This window comes from Bifidobacteriaceae bacterium (assembly GCA_031281585.1).
Lineage (GTDB): Bacteria > Actinomycetota > Actinomycetes > Actinomycetales > WQXJ01 > JAIRTF01.
Map to the genome: position 1 here is coordinate 1 of JAITFE010000051.1, position 15,457 is coordinate 15,457.

The window sequence follows — 15,457 nt, forward strand, 5'->3', positions numbered from 1 at the left end:
CCCAAATCATCGTAAACCGTCAAGTAATACGGCCCGACGACCTTCTTAGACGGAACAACAGTCAACTCCACATACGGATCATTCGCGTCCACCTCAGAACGATCCGCGGACAACGTCAATTCTTGTGCGTTGTCTGCAGGTGAAGGTGCGGGTTTCGCCACTTAGGGCAGCCTCAGCGCGAAAGTCGATATCAGCGCCGTCCTTGTCAACCCCGCCAGCACCGCCATCGCCTGGTCGCGCATTTTCATTGTGGCCTCCAAATCCGTCAAAGCGCCTGCGCGCCGCAACCGAAAACGTCAATCTGGACTCTAGCCGAAGTCAGCCGCAAGTCAAAAGCACGACATGCGGTATCGGCACTGGCCTGTGGCGCGGAGCCACACCCTTTGGGACTACTTGCGGGCGTCCCCCAAAACCTCCCCTTTCACAATCCATGACGCGTGTTCAGTTCTCGACTGGCTACGGCTGACGAATCCGAGGCTGTTCCCACCCAGGGTGAGCGCAAAGTCGGTGGTTGTCGGCGTGTCGCGCGTGGATGCGGGGCGTGACCTGCCTCCCCCGGTGCACAAGCCTGAAGCGATCACGGCCACGATCGCGCTACAGTTCCTCAACACCGATTTCCCCAAATCCTCTCTTTGCTCGGAAACGCACTCGGAAACGCTCTTCATATGGGTCCACATGCTGGCAAGAACCTCGCCATTGACACTTCGGCCATTGAACACACCGTGAGGGTTTGCGTGTTCGGCACCAGCTTCGCCGGGCTCGAGAATGGCGGCTCGGCTCAAGCCGAGTTGACTGCGGCCCGGACCAGTTTGGTCGCCGCCACCAGGTTGGCCAGGGCGGCCTCGACCTCCTCGGGGCGGCGGGTTTTCAGGCCGCAGTCCGGGTTGACCCAGGCGCGGGCGCCGAACGCCGCGCGCAGAGCCCGCACCTTGCCCGCCAACTCCTCCACCGGGGGAATGCGCGGCGAGTGGATGTCCCACACGCCCGGACCGACCGCCCCTGCCAGTCCCGAACCGGCCAACTCCCGGATCACGCCGGCCCCGGACCGGGCCGCCTCCAGCGAGATCACGTCCGGGTCCATGGCGACGATCGCCTCCATAATGTCCCCGAACTCCGCGTAGCACATGTGCGTGTGAATCTGCGTCGCGTCCGCCACGCCCGCTGTGGCCAGCCAGAACGCGCCGACCGCCCACTCCAGATAGGCCGGCCGGTCCGCACGGCGAAGGGGCAGCAGTTCCCGCAAGGCCGGCTCGTCCACCTGGATCACAGCCGTGCCCGCCCGTTCCAAGTCCAAGACCTCGTCCCGCAACGCCAGCGCCACCTGCGCGGCCGTCTCCCCCAGCGGCTGGTCGTCCCGCACGAACGACCACGCCAGCATGGTCACCGGCCCCGTCAGCATCCCCTTGACCGGCCGGTCCGTCAGGCTCTGCGCGTACGTGATCCACGGCACCGTGATGGGCGCCGGCCGCGACACGTCCCCGAACAAGATGGGCGGCCGCACGTAACGACTGCCGTACGACTGCACCCACCCGAACTCGCTGGCCCAGTACCCGTCCAATTGCTCCGCGAAGTACTGGACCATGTCGTTGCGCTCCGGCTCGCCGTGCACCAGCACGTCCAGGCCCGCCCGCTCCTGCTCCGCGACCACGGCCGCGATCTCAGCCCGCATTGCCGCCTCGTAGTCTGCCTGCGACAGCGCGCCCCGCCGCCACGCCGCCCGCGCCGCCCGCAGTTCCCGAGTCTGCGGGAACGACCCGATCGTGGTGGTCGGCAACTCCGGCAACCCCAGCGCGCAGGCCTGCTCCCGCGCCCGCTCCGCGTATGGCGTCGCCCTGGGCGCCCCGCGCTCTCCCACCCGGTCGCGCACCGCCGCCACGTGTGTCAACGGCGAGTTCGCCCGCCGTTCCAGCGCCGCCCGGCTTCGTTCCAATTCTCGCCCGATGCCGTCCCGGCCGTCCGCCAATCCCCGCGCCACGGTCACAGCCTCCGCCAGCTTTTGCCGCGCGAACGCCAGCCAGCCGTCCAGTTGCGGCGGCACCGTTTCCATTTCCACGTCCAGCGGCACATGCAACAAGGAGCACGATGCCGCCACGTCCACCCGGCCGGCCAACGGCGCCAACCGCTCGGCCAGGGCCAGAGCCTTACCCAGGTCCGCCGCCCAGACGTTGCGCCCGTCGATCAGTCCGGCGACCAGCCGCTTGCCGGGCAGGCCGCCAAGTCGTTCCAGTTGCTCCAGGTTGGCCGCGGCCGGGCCGGTGAAGTCGACTGCCAGGCCTTCGACGGGCGCCGAGGCGAGCACCGGCCAGGCCTCGCCAAGCCGGTCGAAGTAGGTGGCGACCAAAATGGACGGCCTGTTCGCGGCGCCACCCAGCACGGCGTAGGCGTGGTCGACCCGCTCAAGCACCTCGCCGGGCTGGTCGAGCACCAAACAGGGCTCGTCCAATTGGACCCATTCGGCGCCATGCTCGCGCAACTGCGCCAGCAGAGACACGTAGAGCGGCAGGATCCGGTCCAGCAACTCAAGCGGCCGGAAACCGGCCTCGACGCTTTTCGCCAGCAAAAGGAAGCTGACGGGGCCAGGCACCACGGGGCGGGTCACCACCCCCGCCGCCGTCGCCTCGTCGAACTCGCCCAGCACCTTGGCCGGGTCCAAAGCGAACTCCGTGTCGGGGCCGAGTTCCGGAACCAGATAGTGGTAGTTCGTGTCGAACCACTTCGTCATTTCGAGCGGCTCCAACCCCTCCGTGCCGCGGGCGAGCGCGAAGTAGAGGTCCAGGCGAGACACGGCATGGTCGAACCGCTCGGGGATGGCGCCGAGCAGCATGACGGCGTCCAACACGTGGTCATACAGCGAGAAGTCGTTGCCGGGGATCTCCCCCAGGCCGGCGGCGGCCAACTCGGCCAGGCGGGCGAGCCTGAGTTCGCGGGCGGCCGCCAGAAGCTGGTCGGCCGAGCTCCGCCCGGCCCAGTAGGCCTCGACTGCGGTCTTGAGTTCGCGGCGCGGCCCCTGTCGGGGGTAGCCGAGCACGGTTGCGATCGTTTGAGTGGTCACGGGGCTCTCCTTCGCGAGTCCGGATCTGCCGGCCCATCGGCGACGGGCCGCACGTTTGGCAGGTCTTCGGACTCGGAGGCGTTTTGCGGTCCCTACTGGCCGTCGCTTCCCAGGTGTTTCACCCAGTGCTGAATGACGGCGGTCGTTCCTCCTCACCGCTGCGGGGCAGTCCCGGATTCGCACCGGGTTCCCTCTTGCCTCGCGCCCGCCCAAAAACCGCGCGGGCGCGAACCAAACGCGGACACAGCCTAAACGCCGCCGGTGGCGACGGCAAACCTCAGGCACGTCCGCGCGTTGGCCGACTGGCGTGACAGCGCCTCCCAAGGGCGGCCTGGGCCATTCACCATATCCTGCGGAATCACCCCTGGTCCCCATGATTCCGCTGGTTATAAGCGCAAATCTGGACACTTTACCTGGGCATTTGCGATCTATGTGCTGCGGAATCTGCCTCAATAGCTTGGATTCCGCACGATATAGCGGTAGTTTAGAGCCGTGGCAGACCTCCTGATTGGACGTGAGCGCGAGCAGAAGGTCCTCGAGAGGGCTCTGGCGTCTCCCGAGTCCGAGTTCGTTGCCGTCTACGGGCGGCGGCGGGTCGGCAAGACCTTCCTCATCCGTCATTTCTTCCGGGGCTCGTTCACGTTCTACGCCTCCGGGCTCGAGCGCGGCGGGACATCCGCGCAATTGGAGGCTTTCCACGAGGGGCTCATGACCTACGGCAGCCCCGAGACGAAACCACCGGCCACGTGGATGGAAGCGTTCCGCCGCTTGACCGCGCTGATCGACCGGTCCCCTGGGCCTGGCAAGAAGATCATCTTCTTGGACGAGCTGCCTTGGTTTCAGACCCCCCGGTCGGGGTTCCTGACCGCGTTGGAGCACTTCTGGAACGCGCGCGCTTCCGCCCGTGGCGACGTCATCCTGATCGCGTGCGGATCTGCCACAAGCTGGATGGTCAAGAACCTTTTGCGAAACAAGGGCGGCCTGCACAACCGAGTCGCGTTGCGTCTGCCGCTGCGCCCCTTCTCCCTGGCCGAATCGGAGGCCTTCTACGTGAGCCGAGGGATCGTGTTGACCCGCTACCAGATGGCTGAGGCCCACATGGTATTCGGCGGGGTGCCGTACTACCTCAGACAGTTCGACCGCACCGAAGGGCTGGCCCAAAACATCGACCGTTTGTGCTTCGCGCCCGACGCGCCCCTCAAAGGCGAGTACGGCGTTCTCCTCGCGTCGCTGTTCGGGGAGTCAGGCCGCCACCGGCAAGTCATTGAAGCCCTCGCCAAGCAGACGCGCGGCCTGACGCGCGAGGAACTCGGCCGGGTGCCCGGCGTGGCGAACGGTGGTGGTTTGACGGCCGTCTTGGAGGAACTGGAGCTCGCCGGATTCGTGCGCCGCTCGGCGCCGTTCGGCGCCGCCAAGAAGGGAGCCGTCTTCAAGTTGGCTGACTTCTTCAGCCTGTTCCACCTCGCGTTCATGACGGGTGCTCCCGACGAGGCATTCTGGAGCCGGTTCATTGTCACTCCCCGCCACAGCGCCTGGGCCGGATACGCCTTCGAGCAGGTGACTGCCGCCCACATCCAGCAGCTCAAACACGCCCTGGGCATTCCGGCGGTCCGCACCGTCCAGTCAGGCTGGCGCGTGGCGGCGACAGCGGATGGACCGGGCGCCCAGATCGACCTCGTGATCGACCGCGACGACGGCGTCATCAACCTGTGCGAATTCAAATACGCATCGGCCGAATACGCGCTCACAGCCGCATATGCCGCCCAGCTCCGGCGCCGTCGGGAACTGTTCCGGGAACACACCGGCACAAGAAAGGCTCTCCACCTGACGATGTGCACCCCCTATGGGCTGGTCCGCAACCAGTACGCCGAGACGGTTCAGCAGGACCTGTCGATCGACGCGCTGTTCACTTTGCCGTAGACCCACGCCCATCGCCGGCGCCGTCAGCGGCTGACGCCCACTCCGGCTTGTTGGGCCCTGGTGTCGCGAGGCGCCGGGCCTTGCTGCCGGCCGACCCGCTTGGGGATCACCTGGTTGGGGGCGACGAACTCGACGTAAATCGGCGAGCCCGCTTTCAGATACCGCCGCGAGATCGCCCAGTCGTCCCGGCCCCGGCTTTGGAGCGCCTGGCGGACCACGCAGGACGAGCCGATGGCCTGGTCCTTCTCGTCGTCCTCGTCCGTCAGCGAATACCTTGACTTGACCAAACGGTAGAACCACGGTCCGGCGGCTGTCACCATGAGGCCCAGCACAATGATCCCGCCTGAGATGCGGTCGTCCGAATCGGCCGCCAGGACCTCCGGCGCCGCCATCCCGGCGCTCGCCAGACCCGCGAACACCACGGCAGCCGCCAAGAGCACGCGCCTGAGCATCAGAACCCCGCCAACATGGCGGCCAGTCCCGCGAGCACCACCAGCCCGCCGGCCGCCGAGATCAGGAACGCGTCCCGTTTCAGCTTGCCCTCGTTGATCGGCAGCCGGCCCGCCGCCTCGCCAGTTTGGCCGTTGATCCCGAAGTAATACAACTCGCCGCCGGGGGCGGTGTAAAAGAGCACCCAGGCCGGCAGCAGGGTGTAGCGGTGGCGCCAGCGCCGAATCTTGGTCACACCCCACAGTTTCATGTCCCTCAGGCGCTTGTCGCCCTGGAACACGTCCGTCGCCATGAGGCGGCGGCTGGCCAAGTCGAGATGATGGCCAACCTCCACCGCCACCTGCCCGAAGTCCAAGTCGCGGCGCTCGGTTTGGAACCCGGCCAGGTATTGCGGGGCGAAGGGCACCTGTTTGGTCATGTCCCAGGGCAGGAGGCGATTGATCATCTTGTCGGCCCGATTGGCGCGGAGCGCCTCCTGCGGCAGATTCTCAATCTGGACCTCGCCCTCCCGCAGGACGTGGAAATAGTGGTCGCGCTGGTACTTGCCGGCGCCAGTCGTGAAATGGGCTGTGCCCTCCACTTGGACGTCGGCTTGGGCGTCCACCGCGAAATACGGGAAATACACGCCGTCCAGCTTGTCTATCCGGCGCCGCGAGTAGAACCCGGCTTGCACGTAGCGCTTCTTCGAGATCCAGCGGTCGAAGATCTCCCGCGCCTGGTCAGCGCGGATCGAGAAAGGCACCACCGTGTCCGGCGCCAGGCCCCCCGACAACTGCCCCACCAGCACCACCGGGCTGTGGCAGTAGGCGCAGGTGGTGGAGGCCTCCGTCTGGGTGGCCACCACGATCTGCGCGCCGCAAGAACGGCATTCGACCTGCGACAGGCCGGTGGGCGCCGCCGCCTCAGCCGCGCGGGCCGCGACCGCCGCCTTGGCCCCGCCGGAGATGGCCGGGCCCAAGGGTTCGACCGGCGCGGCGGGCGGGTCGAACGTCGAGCCGCACCCCTGACAGCGCACGCGGCCCAGCCCCGGGTCGAAGACCAGCGCCGACCCGCAGTTGGGACACTTGTAGTCGACCGCCTGGCTCATGAACTAGTACAGCTGGCGTCCGCAGTTGCCGCAGAACTTGGTTCCCGTGGTGGGGGTCCCGCAGTCGGGGCAGAACCGTGGTCCCGATGCCGTCTGGGCGCCCGCCGCCGCAGGGGCCGCCGCCGCAGGGGCCACAGGCGCCACAGGTGCCACCGGAGTGCCGGGCGGCGGCTGGTTTGGCGGCACGGCCGGAGCCCCGGGCGCCGGCGGCACAATGGGGCCCCCGAACAGTCCGCCGGCCGCCCCGCCCGCGAAGCCGATGCCGAGCATTCCGCCAGCCCCGCCCTCCGGGTTGGCACCCGCCTCATGCAGGGCGTCCGCCACCGTCCCGGCCACGTAGCCGCGCTGGATGGCCGGATCCGAGAGCATGGCGCCCCGGTTGCGCAGGTTGATCAACTCGCGCGACTCGTCGGTGTAGCTGATCGACTCAACGGCGACCTGCAGGATCTCAATACCCCGGCCCTGCGTCCAATCCGCGTCCAGCAACTGCGACATGACCTGCGAGAGCAGGCCCTGGTGTTGTTGAACTGAGCTGACCCGCACGCCCTGACCGCTCAATTGCGCTATCGCGGTGGTCAGCTTGGCCATGAATTCGGTCAGGAACTGTTCGTGGATGTCGGAGAAATTGACTCTGGGCGACGCCTTGTCGTAAACGTTGGCGAAGAACAGCACGGGGTTGTTGATCAGGATGGTGAAGGAGCCGAAAGTACGCAGGAACAATTCGGAGTTGTAGAAGGTGTCGAAGTACTGGATCGCCTGCTTTGTGCCGAACTTGATGTCCCTGATCTCGCGCTGCGTGATGAACAGCGCCACCTGCTGTTGCGGGGTAGTCCCGCCGAATTTGAAACGCTCCCAGGCTTGGCGCACCGAGTCGCCCCATTGGCCCACGAACACCGACGGCTGCGCCGCGTTGTCCACGGTGTAATAACCCGGCTCGGTGCTCACGTCCACCACCTGGCCGCCGTCCACCAGCAGCAGCGCGGTGTTGGTTGGGACCACGATCCGCGATCCGTTCGTGATCACGTCCGCCGTGCCCTTGACGTTGGAGCTCCGCCCGTCTTGCCTCAGCGCCTGGCCCCGGATCAGCAACGTGTCTTGCTTGACCAGGTCCCCCGGCACGCCGATCGCGTCTATCCACTGATCAGCCAGTGCCCCGCCCACGGCGCCCATGGCCGCCCGGATCAATCCCATTGTCTTCGCCCTTCTCGAATTCGGGTTTTGCCGCCTAAAAGCCTATCCGCCCAGCCATTCGGCCAGCCAGGCTTTCAGCATGGCGGCGTCGTTCGGCAGGTCCCAGACATGGCGGGGGGCGTCCAGCAGGCCGGCGAACCGCGCCGGGACCGGCGGCGGCTCTCCGATCGCCTCCTCGATGGTCTGGGCGAATTTCACCGGCAACGCCGTCTCGGTCACAATGACGGGCCCCGGGACCCGGAGGGCCAAGGCGACGTGCACGGCATCGGCGGTGTGGGGGTCCACCAAAACCTGGTGTTCGCGCCACAGCCGGCGGATGGCGGCCAGGCGGTCGGCGTGGCCGGACGTGCCGGAGACGAATCCGAAGCGCTCCCCGGCGGCCGCGAACTCCGGCGTGCCCGCCAGGTCGAAGAAGCCCTGCGCGGGCAGGACCTGGCCAAACAGGTGGGCTAGGCGCGCGCCGTCGCGCCCGAGCAAATCCGCGACGAAGCGCTCGAAGTTGGACGCCTTGGAGATGTCCATCGAGGGGCTGGAGGTTTCGAAGGAGGCGCGCGGGCGGTACACCCCGGTGGCGAAGAAGTCGTGGAGGACGTTGTTCTCGTTGGTGGCCAGGATCAGGCGGTCGACCGGCAGACCCATTTCCCGGGCCACATGGCCCGCCAGGATGTTCCCGAAGTTGCCCGTGGGAACGGCGAAGGAGACCCGCTCCTGGCCGCTCCTGAAATAGGCCGCGAAGTAGTAGACCACCTGGGCCGCGACCCGCGCCCAGTTGATCGAGTTGACCGCGCCGATCCGCCACCGGGCCTTGAAGCCCGCGTCCAGGTTGACCGCTTTGACCAGGTCCTGGCAGTCGTCGAAGGCGCCGTCGATCGCCAGGTTGGCCACCGCCGGGTCGTTGATGGAGAACATTTGCGCTTGTTGGAACGGGGTCATCCGCCCGCGTGGGGTGAGCATGGCGACGCGGATGCGCTCGCGGCCCAGGAGGGCGTGTTCGGCGGCGCTGCCCGTGTCCCCGGAAGTCGCCCCGAGCACGGTCATCCAGGTGTCGCGCCGCTCCAGTTCGCACTCGAACAACTGCCCGATCAACTGCATGGCCATGTCTTTGAAGGCGGCGGTGGGGCCGTTCGAGAGGTGGGCCAGCCAGAGCGGCGTTCCCCCCAAGTGGGTTACGGGAACGATCTCCGGGTCCCCGAACGCCTCTGGCGTGTACGCGGCTTTAGTCAGCCGCGCGATCTCCTCCGGCTGGTAATCCGGCGCGAACAACGCCAGGATTTCGGCGGCCAGCGCGGCGTAGCCTTGGGCGTCCAACACCTCCCGCCACCGGTCCAGCGTCTGGTCGCCAACCCGCGGGTAGCGCTCCGGCAGGTAAAGGCCGCCGTCCGGCGCCAGGCCGGAGAGCAGAATGTCGCGAAAGCCCAGGCCGTCGCCTGCGGCAGAGCGGGTGGAGACGTAGCGCACGGTCCCAAGGCTAGTAGAATCGACGCCTACCTTGGGGAGGGATGACAATGGCCAGGATCACAGTCTTGGGCGGGACGGGTTACGCCGGCGCGGCGGTGGTCGCGGAGGCGGCCCGCCGGGGCCACCAGGTCCGCTCGATTTCGCGCAAGGTGCCCGATGCCGTCCGCCACGTCCCCGAAGTCGCCTACCTTGCCGGTTCGGTCACGGATCCGGTTTTCCTGGAGTCGGTGGCCGGGGAAAGCGATGTGGTGATCTCCGCGTTGTCGCCGCGCGGCCCCATGCTGGGCCAGGTGCGCCTGGTGGACGGCGACCTGATCGCGCTGGCCGACACACTCGGCTTCCGCCTCGGCGTCATCTTGGGCGCGGGCTCCTTGTTCACCGAGCCGGGCGGCCCCCGCCTGGCCGACCTGCCCGGCTTCCCGCCGGCGTTCAAGGCGGAGGCGGATGAGATGGCCCAGGTCCTGGCCGATCTTGAGGCCTCCCCGGTGGGCGTGGACTGGTTCGGGGTGTCCCCCGCGCCGGGCTTCGGCTCGTCCGCCCCCGGCGAGCGGACGGGCCGCTACCGCACCGGCGGCGACGTGGTCCTGGCCGACGAGTCCGGCAACAGCAACATCTCCGCGGACGACCTGGCGATCGCGATTTTGGACGAGGTCGACCGCCCGGCGCACCGCCGCCAGCGCTTCACGGTGGCCCACTGACCGCCAAACCGGCGGTTTGGCCAGGATTCCCCAAACGCGAATGAAGGGGCAAACCCCATGAGCGGCGAGGTTCCCGAGGGCAAGAAGACCGGCTGGGCGAAGGTAACCCCCTTCCTGACGGATCCGCCTACGTCGGCGACTGGGTAGACGGCAAGCGTCAAAGCTGGGAACGGCTACGCCAGGGCCGACCTGACCAGGGCGGCGGCAAGCGGGAGCGCTTGGCCGAGCTCAATAAGCTGCGCGCTGAACTGCAAAAGCAAATCGATTGGTGCATGCAACAAGTCAGCCGCAACAACGACCTTGCGAATGACGCGCGCTCAAATTCGCCGTCTCGTTACGCCAACGAAGCGGCGAGGCCCTACGAGGCAGAAATACGGCGCCTCAAGGAGCAGGCTCAGAGCTACGCGAACCGCCTCAATGACTGCATGATCGAGATACGAAGCCTCGAATAGGGGAGGCCGGGCCGCTGCTATCTCTGCCAATAGCCGCCATGGCCGGGGCAGACCAGTCCTGCGTTCTTGCAGTTCGAGCACGACAAGCTGCCGCGATGCCCCTTGCAGATTTCGCAGGTGAACAGACTGCGGTGGCACCTCTAGCAGGTCATCGGGACGCCGCCTTCTTCCGTCGACAAGAACCGGACCATTCGAGTGTATGGCGTCCAACCGGCCAGTTCGGACCAGGCCGCGCCCAAGCCCTCACGGTGTACGATTTGAGTGACACCAAGCCCGGTGTCGCATGATTCGTACTTCTTCGGAGGGCACCGTGTGGGCGTATCGACCGGCTGACTGGGGGAATCTGGCACGCGACCGCCGCGCGCAACGGGGCTGGACACAGGCGCAACTGGGGGCCAAGGCGGGCGTCACCCGCCAGTGGGTTAACCGCTTCGAGAACGGCAAGGGCACGGGCGCGGCCCGGTTGGACGCCGCGCTCAGGGTGATGGACTTGCTGGGATTCGTGATCGACCTGCGCCCCGAAGACACCGAGGCCGCTCGGTGAGGCGGCTGACCGCCTACCTCGACGGGATCCGGACCGGCTGGTTCACCCAGTTGGACACCGGTCGAGTCATATTCGAGGTCGACATGCAGTGGGCCGAGGGTAGCGGCGCGATGGAACTGTCGCTCAGCCTGCCGAAGTCCAAAGGACGCCATGACGGCCCCGCCCCCGTCAACTACTTGGCCGGTCTGCTGCCGGACGACCCGGACGTGGTGCGCCGTTGGGCGGGGCGATTTGGGGTCAGCGCGGCCAGTCCGATGGCGCTGCTGGAGAACGTCGGCTTGGACGCGGCCGGCGGCGTTCAACTCAGCACCGAAGACGGCGCCGTCCTTGACGCACCCCGGGATTGGGCGCCCTTGACTGAGGAAGAGATCGGCCGGCATCTGGCGGAATTGCGCGGTGACCGGACCGGTTGGATGTTCCCGCGGCAACAGCCCCAGAGCTTCTCGTTGGCGGGCGCGCAAGGCAAGTTCGCGCTCACCGACGCTCATGGCGGCTGGGCGCTGCCACTGGGCGCCGAGCCGACCACCCACATCCTCAAACCGGGCGCGACCGGATTTTCCAGCCAGGCGCTCACCGAGCACCTGACAATGCGGGCGGCTGGCCTTATGGGCCTGCGGGTGGCTGATACCCGGATGGCTTGGTTCGCCGGAGAGCCGGCGATCGTGGCCGCACGGTACGACCGCGCGCAAGCAAACGGCATGGTGCGGCGCCTGCATCAGGAGGACTTCGTGCAAGCGTTCGGCCTGCCGCCCGATTTGAAGTACCAGAGCGACGGCGGCCCTGGCATGACCCGGGTCGTCGACATCTTGCGCGCGAGCCTTCGCGCGGGCGACGCCGACGCCGCCGTCTGGGAGTTCACGCTCCTGTGCGCGTTCAACTGGGTTGCGCTCGCGACCGATGGCCACGCCAAGAACTTCTCTCTTCTGCACTCGCCCGATGGACCCTCGCTCGCCCCGGGATACGACATGGCTTCGGCGCTGCCATACCCGGACCTGGCCGACCAGTGGACGGCCCGTCTGGCGATGAGCGTTGGCGGCAACTACCGCGACCGGGATATCGCGGCCCGCCATTGGCGGCGCGAAGCAACCGCCGCCGGAATCGATCCCGACAGTTTCGCGGAACGGCTGCGGGGGCTGGTAGCCACCTTCCCGGACGCCGCGTCGCAGGCGGCCAGGGAGACCGGTCTTGCGGGCGGGGAGGCGTTGTTCGCGGGCGAGTTTGTAGACCTCGCCGCCCGGCGAAGCCGGACGCTCCAGGACCGCTTGTCGGTGCCCTGACGCCGCGTCAGACGAGCCGAAACGTGAAGATTGACGCGCATTATTTTTCTGGCTATTGGGTTCACAGGGCAACGGTTGTATGATTGGTTTATGAACCCGGACAACCCCCGACAAGAGATCCGGGCGCTGCTTCGACAAGCGGCGGAGCAGACCCGCCTGGCGCGGATCGCGGAGGCCCGGGCGGCACGGTCGTTGGCCCAGGCGGCCCGGGTCGCGGACCAGTCCGGGCTGGCCGGGTGGGCGGTCGTCGAAGAGCACGCCCTTTCGAACGCCATGACCCGGGCGGAGGCCAGACAACTCGCCGCCGCCGGGGAGTCAGGCCTGGACCACCCCGCCTTCCTTGCCGCCCAAGAGCGCGGCCAGCTGACGACCAGGGCCTGCGCGGCCATCCGAACCGCCGCCGGCCGCAGCCAGAACCCCGAAGTCCGCTCCCAGGTGGCGTCGTTCGGGCTGGCCCTCGCGAAAAGCTTCCCCGCCGGGAAGGTCCGGGCCGGGGCCGAAAAGCTCGCCGCCCTGCTCGACCCGGCCGCGTTCGCCAACGGCCACGAACAACAAGCCGCCAAACGCGGCGTCCGGCTGATCCCCCGCCCCTACGGGATGGCCGAACTGCGCGCCTACGGGCCCGCCCACGACCTCGCCGCGGTCGTCGCCGGCGTCGAAGCGGCCGCCCGCAAGACCCAGGCCTTCTGTCGGCAGGCCGGCGTGACGTGCGACGCCCGCCAGGCCGGATTCGACGCGTTCTGCGCCATCTGGAAACCCTGCGACGACCCGGCCGACCGCGCCAAGTCCGTCAACCAGGTCATGGCCCGCCCCCACCTGCTCATCCACGTCAACGCCACCGCCCTGCTCGGCGCCATCGACACACCCGCCCTGCTCGGCGGGCAAACCCCAATTCCCGCCGGCATCGCCCGCCAAATCGCCGAAGACGCCACTTGGCAGGCCCTGGTCGAAGACGCCGGCAGGATCATCGGGCTCGGCGACCGCGTCCACCCGCCCGGGACAATCCCCCGCCCTGGGGACTGGCCCGCCAACACCTTGGCGGACAACACCTACCAGGCCGGCCCCAAGCTCCGGGCGTTGCTAGAGGCCCGCGACCAAGGCTGTTGCGTCCCGAACTGCTCCGCCCCGCCCGGACGATGCGAAACCGACCACCGCGTCCCCTTCGACCCGGCCAGACCCGCCAACACCCAAACCACCGGCGCCAACACCCAACTCCTCTGCAAGGCCCACCACCAATTGAAAACCCACCACGGCTGGCGCCACCAACACGACCCCAACACCGGTCAAGCCACCATCACCACACCGCACACCTGATTGATTTCGCGCACTCTGCCGTGGCGCCAGAGGCGGCCGGTCTCTAGCTGCGGGTCGGCAAGAAGGGGTTGATCGACGCGGCGAAGGTTTCCAGGTTGAGGCTCTGGATCAGGATCTTGCCCGTGCCCCGGAACACGTTGACCAGGCCCTCGCCCGTGCCGATCGACCCGAAGAAGCCGCTCTGCAACTCGATGTGGTAATCGAGGTTCCGGTCCCACGCCACCACATGGCGGTTGTCCACCACGAAGCCGTTCGCGTTGTTCAGTGGAATCTCGGTGATCGACCCGAACGCGTTGACCAGCAGCGCCCCCTGGCCGTCCGTCGCCATCACGAAGAAACCGCCCTGGCCGCCGAACAGCGCCTTTCCGACGCTTTGGCGCTCCATGGTGTACGCGACTGTGGAATCCATCGCCAAGAACGCGCTGTCGTTCAGCCGGTACTGGTTCGCGCCCACGTCAAGCTGGGCGATGGTCCCGGGATAAGTCGGCGCGATGGCGACCTCGCCCATCGGCGCCTGGCAGACCGCCTCCGTTATGAACGTCGACTCGCCGGAGACCGCGCTGCGGGCAACCGCCCGCACGAATTTCCCGATGCCGTCACCGGACGCGTTCAACCGGGCGTTCAGCTCCACGCCGGGCGACCGGTAGATCATGGAGCCGCGCTGAATGCGCGCCACCTCTCCCTGGTTCATCAAGACGCGGGCCATTGGGAACTGCATGTGGGTTTCAATCTGGAATCGCATGGGTGCTCTCCAATCGGGGTTTTGGCTAACCCTATCCTGCCTCACCGGGTCTGGCCGGGAGCGCGTGTCGGGAAGGCGCGCAGAACGAAAGTGGGCCCAGAGGGACTCGAACCCCCGGCCCCCACGGTGTAAACGTGGTGCTCTAACCAACTGAGCTATGGGCCCCTAGCGAACGGCGCCCAAGTTTACCCGAGCCCGGCTTTACTGGCAGTCCCAGCAGTAGAGGACGCGCGAGAAGTCGAGGGCCGCGAGCCTTTCCGGCTCGATGAAGAAACCGCAGGTCCCGCCGTCGCCCCAAACAAGGCCGGCGGATTCGTCGGAGTCGAGTTGGAGCAGCAGGGTGGAAAAGCCGGCCAGGTCGCCCCGCATCCTGCGGTCGGTGTGCGCGAAGCGGGGGTAGCCGCCAAGGCGGTGCCCGGCGGAGGAGAAGGCCCGTTTGAGGTCGAATGACTCCGCCCGCCGCAGCCGTTCGGCCAACCCCAGATTCGCCGGGGCCGCCAGGAACTCCGCGAAGGCGGCTTCGAACCGGAAGTCGTCCGGCGGCATGGGCCGGTTCGCCAGCCTGCCCGCCAGGCAAACCCCGTCCGCGTTCGTGAAGGGAACGTCCATGTACTCGACCGCGCGCTCCACGTCCGGGCCCACGCTGCCCGCCTCCCAGCCGCCGGCCGGCGGGTCGGGATGGAAAACGACCCGGTGCCCGATGCCGTGTGCCGGCTCCCGGTAGTCCATCCCGTGGGTGTCGTCCCCGGCGATGAAGAACTGGAGCAGGCCCCGCGCCGGGAAGCCCGGCAAAGCCGGCAATTGGGCCAGATTGATTTGGGCCAGCAAGAACAGCGCCGGGCCGCCGTCAGTGGCGCGGGGCCACGATTGACCCGGCGCCAGATACGGCTGGCCGCCGATCTTCGAGTCCACCGGGCCGGGCCGGCCGGGTACCGGCGCCAGCTCAATCGACGCTTTGGCGGTCGCGGCCACCCAAGCGGCCCGCAAATCGACGCTCAGTTCCCGCGCTGATTCGGGGGCTGGCAACACTGTGGCCGAAACCGTCACGCTTGGCGCCTCAGCCGGTTGGGTTGTGAAGCTGGAAGTGGCGCTGCCCTCAACGGGCAGGCCTCTCACGGGCGAGGGCGTCCCGCCCGCGCCGAACAACCGGTCAAGAAAACTCACTCTGCCGTTCCTTCGGTCCCGTCCTGGTCCCCGCCGGGCTCGCGGTCCAGCCATTTGTGCTCCGGCAAGGCTAGTCCGGCCCCCGTGCTCACGGCTACTCGATTTCGA

13 protein-coding genes, 1 tRNA gene and 1 riboswitch are annotated in these 15,457 nt (G+C 67.6%); of the genes, 6 read left to right on the forward strand and 8 right to left on the reverse strand.

The genetic code is table 11. The annotated features are described in order from the left end of the window. Nucleotides 1-778: 778 nt before the first annotated feature. Complete coding sequence (gene metE / locus LBC97_05430) at nt 779-3,052, reverse strand: 5-methyltetrahydropteroyltriglutamate--homocysteine S-methyltransferase (GenBank protein MDR2565494.1); 2,274 nt, start codon at nt 3,050-3,052, stop codon at nt 779-781. A 39-nt stretch (nt 3,053-3,091) separates the two neighbouring features. Continuing rightward, a riboswitch (cobalamin riboswitch) is annotated at nt 3,092-3,303 on the reverse strand. A gap of 241 nt (nt 3,304-3,544) precedes the next feature. On the opposite strand from metE, the gene LBC97_05435 reads away from it, so the two are divergent. Continuing rightward, nucleotides 3,545-4,972 carry a hypothetical protein gene (locus tag LBC97_05435; GenBank protein MDR2565495.1) on the forward strand — a complete coding sequence of 476 codons (1,428 nt, stop codon included), beginning with the start codon at nt 3,545-3,547 and terminating at the stop codon, nt 4,970-4,972. A 23-nt stretch (nt 4,973-4,995) separates the two neighbouring features. On the opposite strand, the gene LBC97_05440 is transcribed toward LBC97_05435, so the two are convergent. Genes LBC97_05440 through thrC form a run of 4 tightly spaced genes read right to left on the reverse strand, consistent with a single transcriptional unit; the run spans nt 4,996 to nt 9,158 of the window. Next, nucleotides 4,996-5,424 (reverse strand): hypothetical protein, encoded by a 429-nt coding sequence (locus LBC97_05440; protein MDR2565496.1) that lies wholly within the window; start codon nt 5,422-5,424, stop codon nt 4,996-4,998. Beyond that, complete coding sequence (locus LBC97_05445) at nt 5,424-6,509, reverse strand: TFIIB-type zinc ribbon-containing protein (GenBank protein MDR2565497.1); 1,086 nt, start codon at nt 6,507-6,509, stop codon at nt 5,424-5,426. Before LBC97_05445 ends, LBC97_05440 begins: the two co-directional genes overlap by 1 nt. A gap of 3 nt (nt 6,510-6,512) precedes the next feature. Next, nucleotides 6,513-7,700, reverse strand: a complete 1,188-nt coding sequence (locus LBC97_05450; GenBank protein MDR2565498.1) for an SPFH domain-containing protein — start codon at nt 7,698-7,700, stop codon at nt 6,513-6,515. A 42-nt stretch (nt 7,701-7,742) separates the two neighbouring features. Further along, complete coding sequence (thrC, locus tag LBC97_05455; protein MDR2565499.1) at nt 7,743-9,158, reverse strand: threonine synthase; 1,416 nt, start codon at nt 9,156-9,158, stop codon at nt 7,743-7,745. Nucleotides 9,159-9,205: 47 nt separating this feature from the next. Between thrC and LBC97_05460 the strand changes: the two genes are divergently transcribed. The 5 genes from LBC97_05460 to LBC97_05480 all read left to right on the forward strand — a co-directional run bounded on the left by LBC97_05460 (nt 9,206) and on the right by LBC97_05480 (nt 13,443). Further along, a complete protein-coding gene (locus tag LBC97_05460) occupies nt 9,206-9,856 on the forward strand; it encodes an NAD(P)H-binding protein (protein MDR2565500.1) in 651 nt (216 codons plus the stop codon). Nucleotides 9,857-10,074: 218 nt separating this feature from the next. Then, entirely contained in the window at nt 10,075-10,308 is a 234-nt protein-coding gene (locus tag LBC97_05465) for a hypothetical protein (GenBank protein MDR2565501.1), read from the forward strand. Nucleotides 10,309-10,591: 283 nt separating this feature from the next. After that, the gene (locus tag LBC97_05470) at nt 10,592-10,852 is read left to right on the forward strand and encodes a helix-turn-helix domain-containing protein (GenBank protein ID MDR2565502.1); all 261 of its coding nucleotides are present in this window, start codon (nt 10,592-10,594) and stop codon (nt 10,850-10,852) included. Next, the gene (locus LBC97_05475; protein ID MDR2565503.1) at nt 10,849-12,129 is read left to right on the forward strand and encodes a type II toxin-antitoxin system HipA family toxin; all 1,281 of its coding nucleotides are present in this window, start codon (nt 10,849-10,851) and stop codon (nt 12,127-12,129) included. The genes LBC97_05470 and LBC97_05475 overlap by 4 nt, the downstream gene beginning before the upstream one ends. Nucleotides 12,130-12,219: 90 nt before the next feature. Continuing rightward, nucleotides 12,220-13,443, forward strand: a complete 1,224-nt coding sequence (locus LBC97_05480; protein ID MDR2565504.1) for an HNH endonuclease — start codon at nt 12,220-12,222, stop codon at nt 13,441-13,443. A gap of 43 nt (nt 13,444-13,486) precedes the next feature. Here LBC97_05480 and LBC97_05485 read toward each other — a convergent pair whose 3' ends face one another. The 3 genes from LBC97_05485 to LBC97_05495 form a co-directional block, all read right to left on the reverse strand. Continuing rightward, nucleotides 13,487-14,185: a TIGR00266 family protein gene (locus tag LBC97_05485; GenBank protein ID MDR2565505.1), complete on the reverse strand. Its 699-nt coding sequence runs from the start codon at nt 14,183-14,185 to the stop codon at nt 13,487-13,489. A gap of 91 nt (nt 14,186-14,276) precedes the next feature. After that, a tRNA-Val gene (locus tag LBC97_05490) sits at nt 14,277-14,350 on the reverse strand. Nucleotides 14,351-14,386: 36 nt separating this feature from the next. Further along, entirely contained in the window at nt 14,387-15,349 is a 963-nt protein-coding gene (locus LBC97_05495; protein ID MDR2565506.1) for a DUF1963 domain-containing protein, read from the reverse strand. Nucleotides 15,350-15,457: the final 108 nt, after the last annotated feature.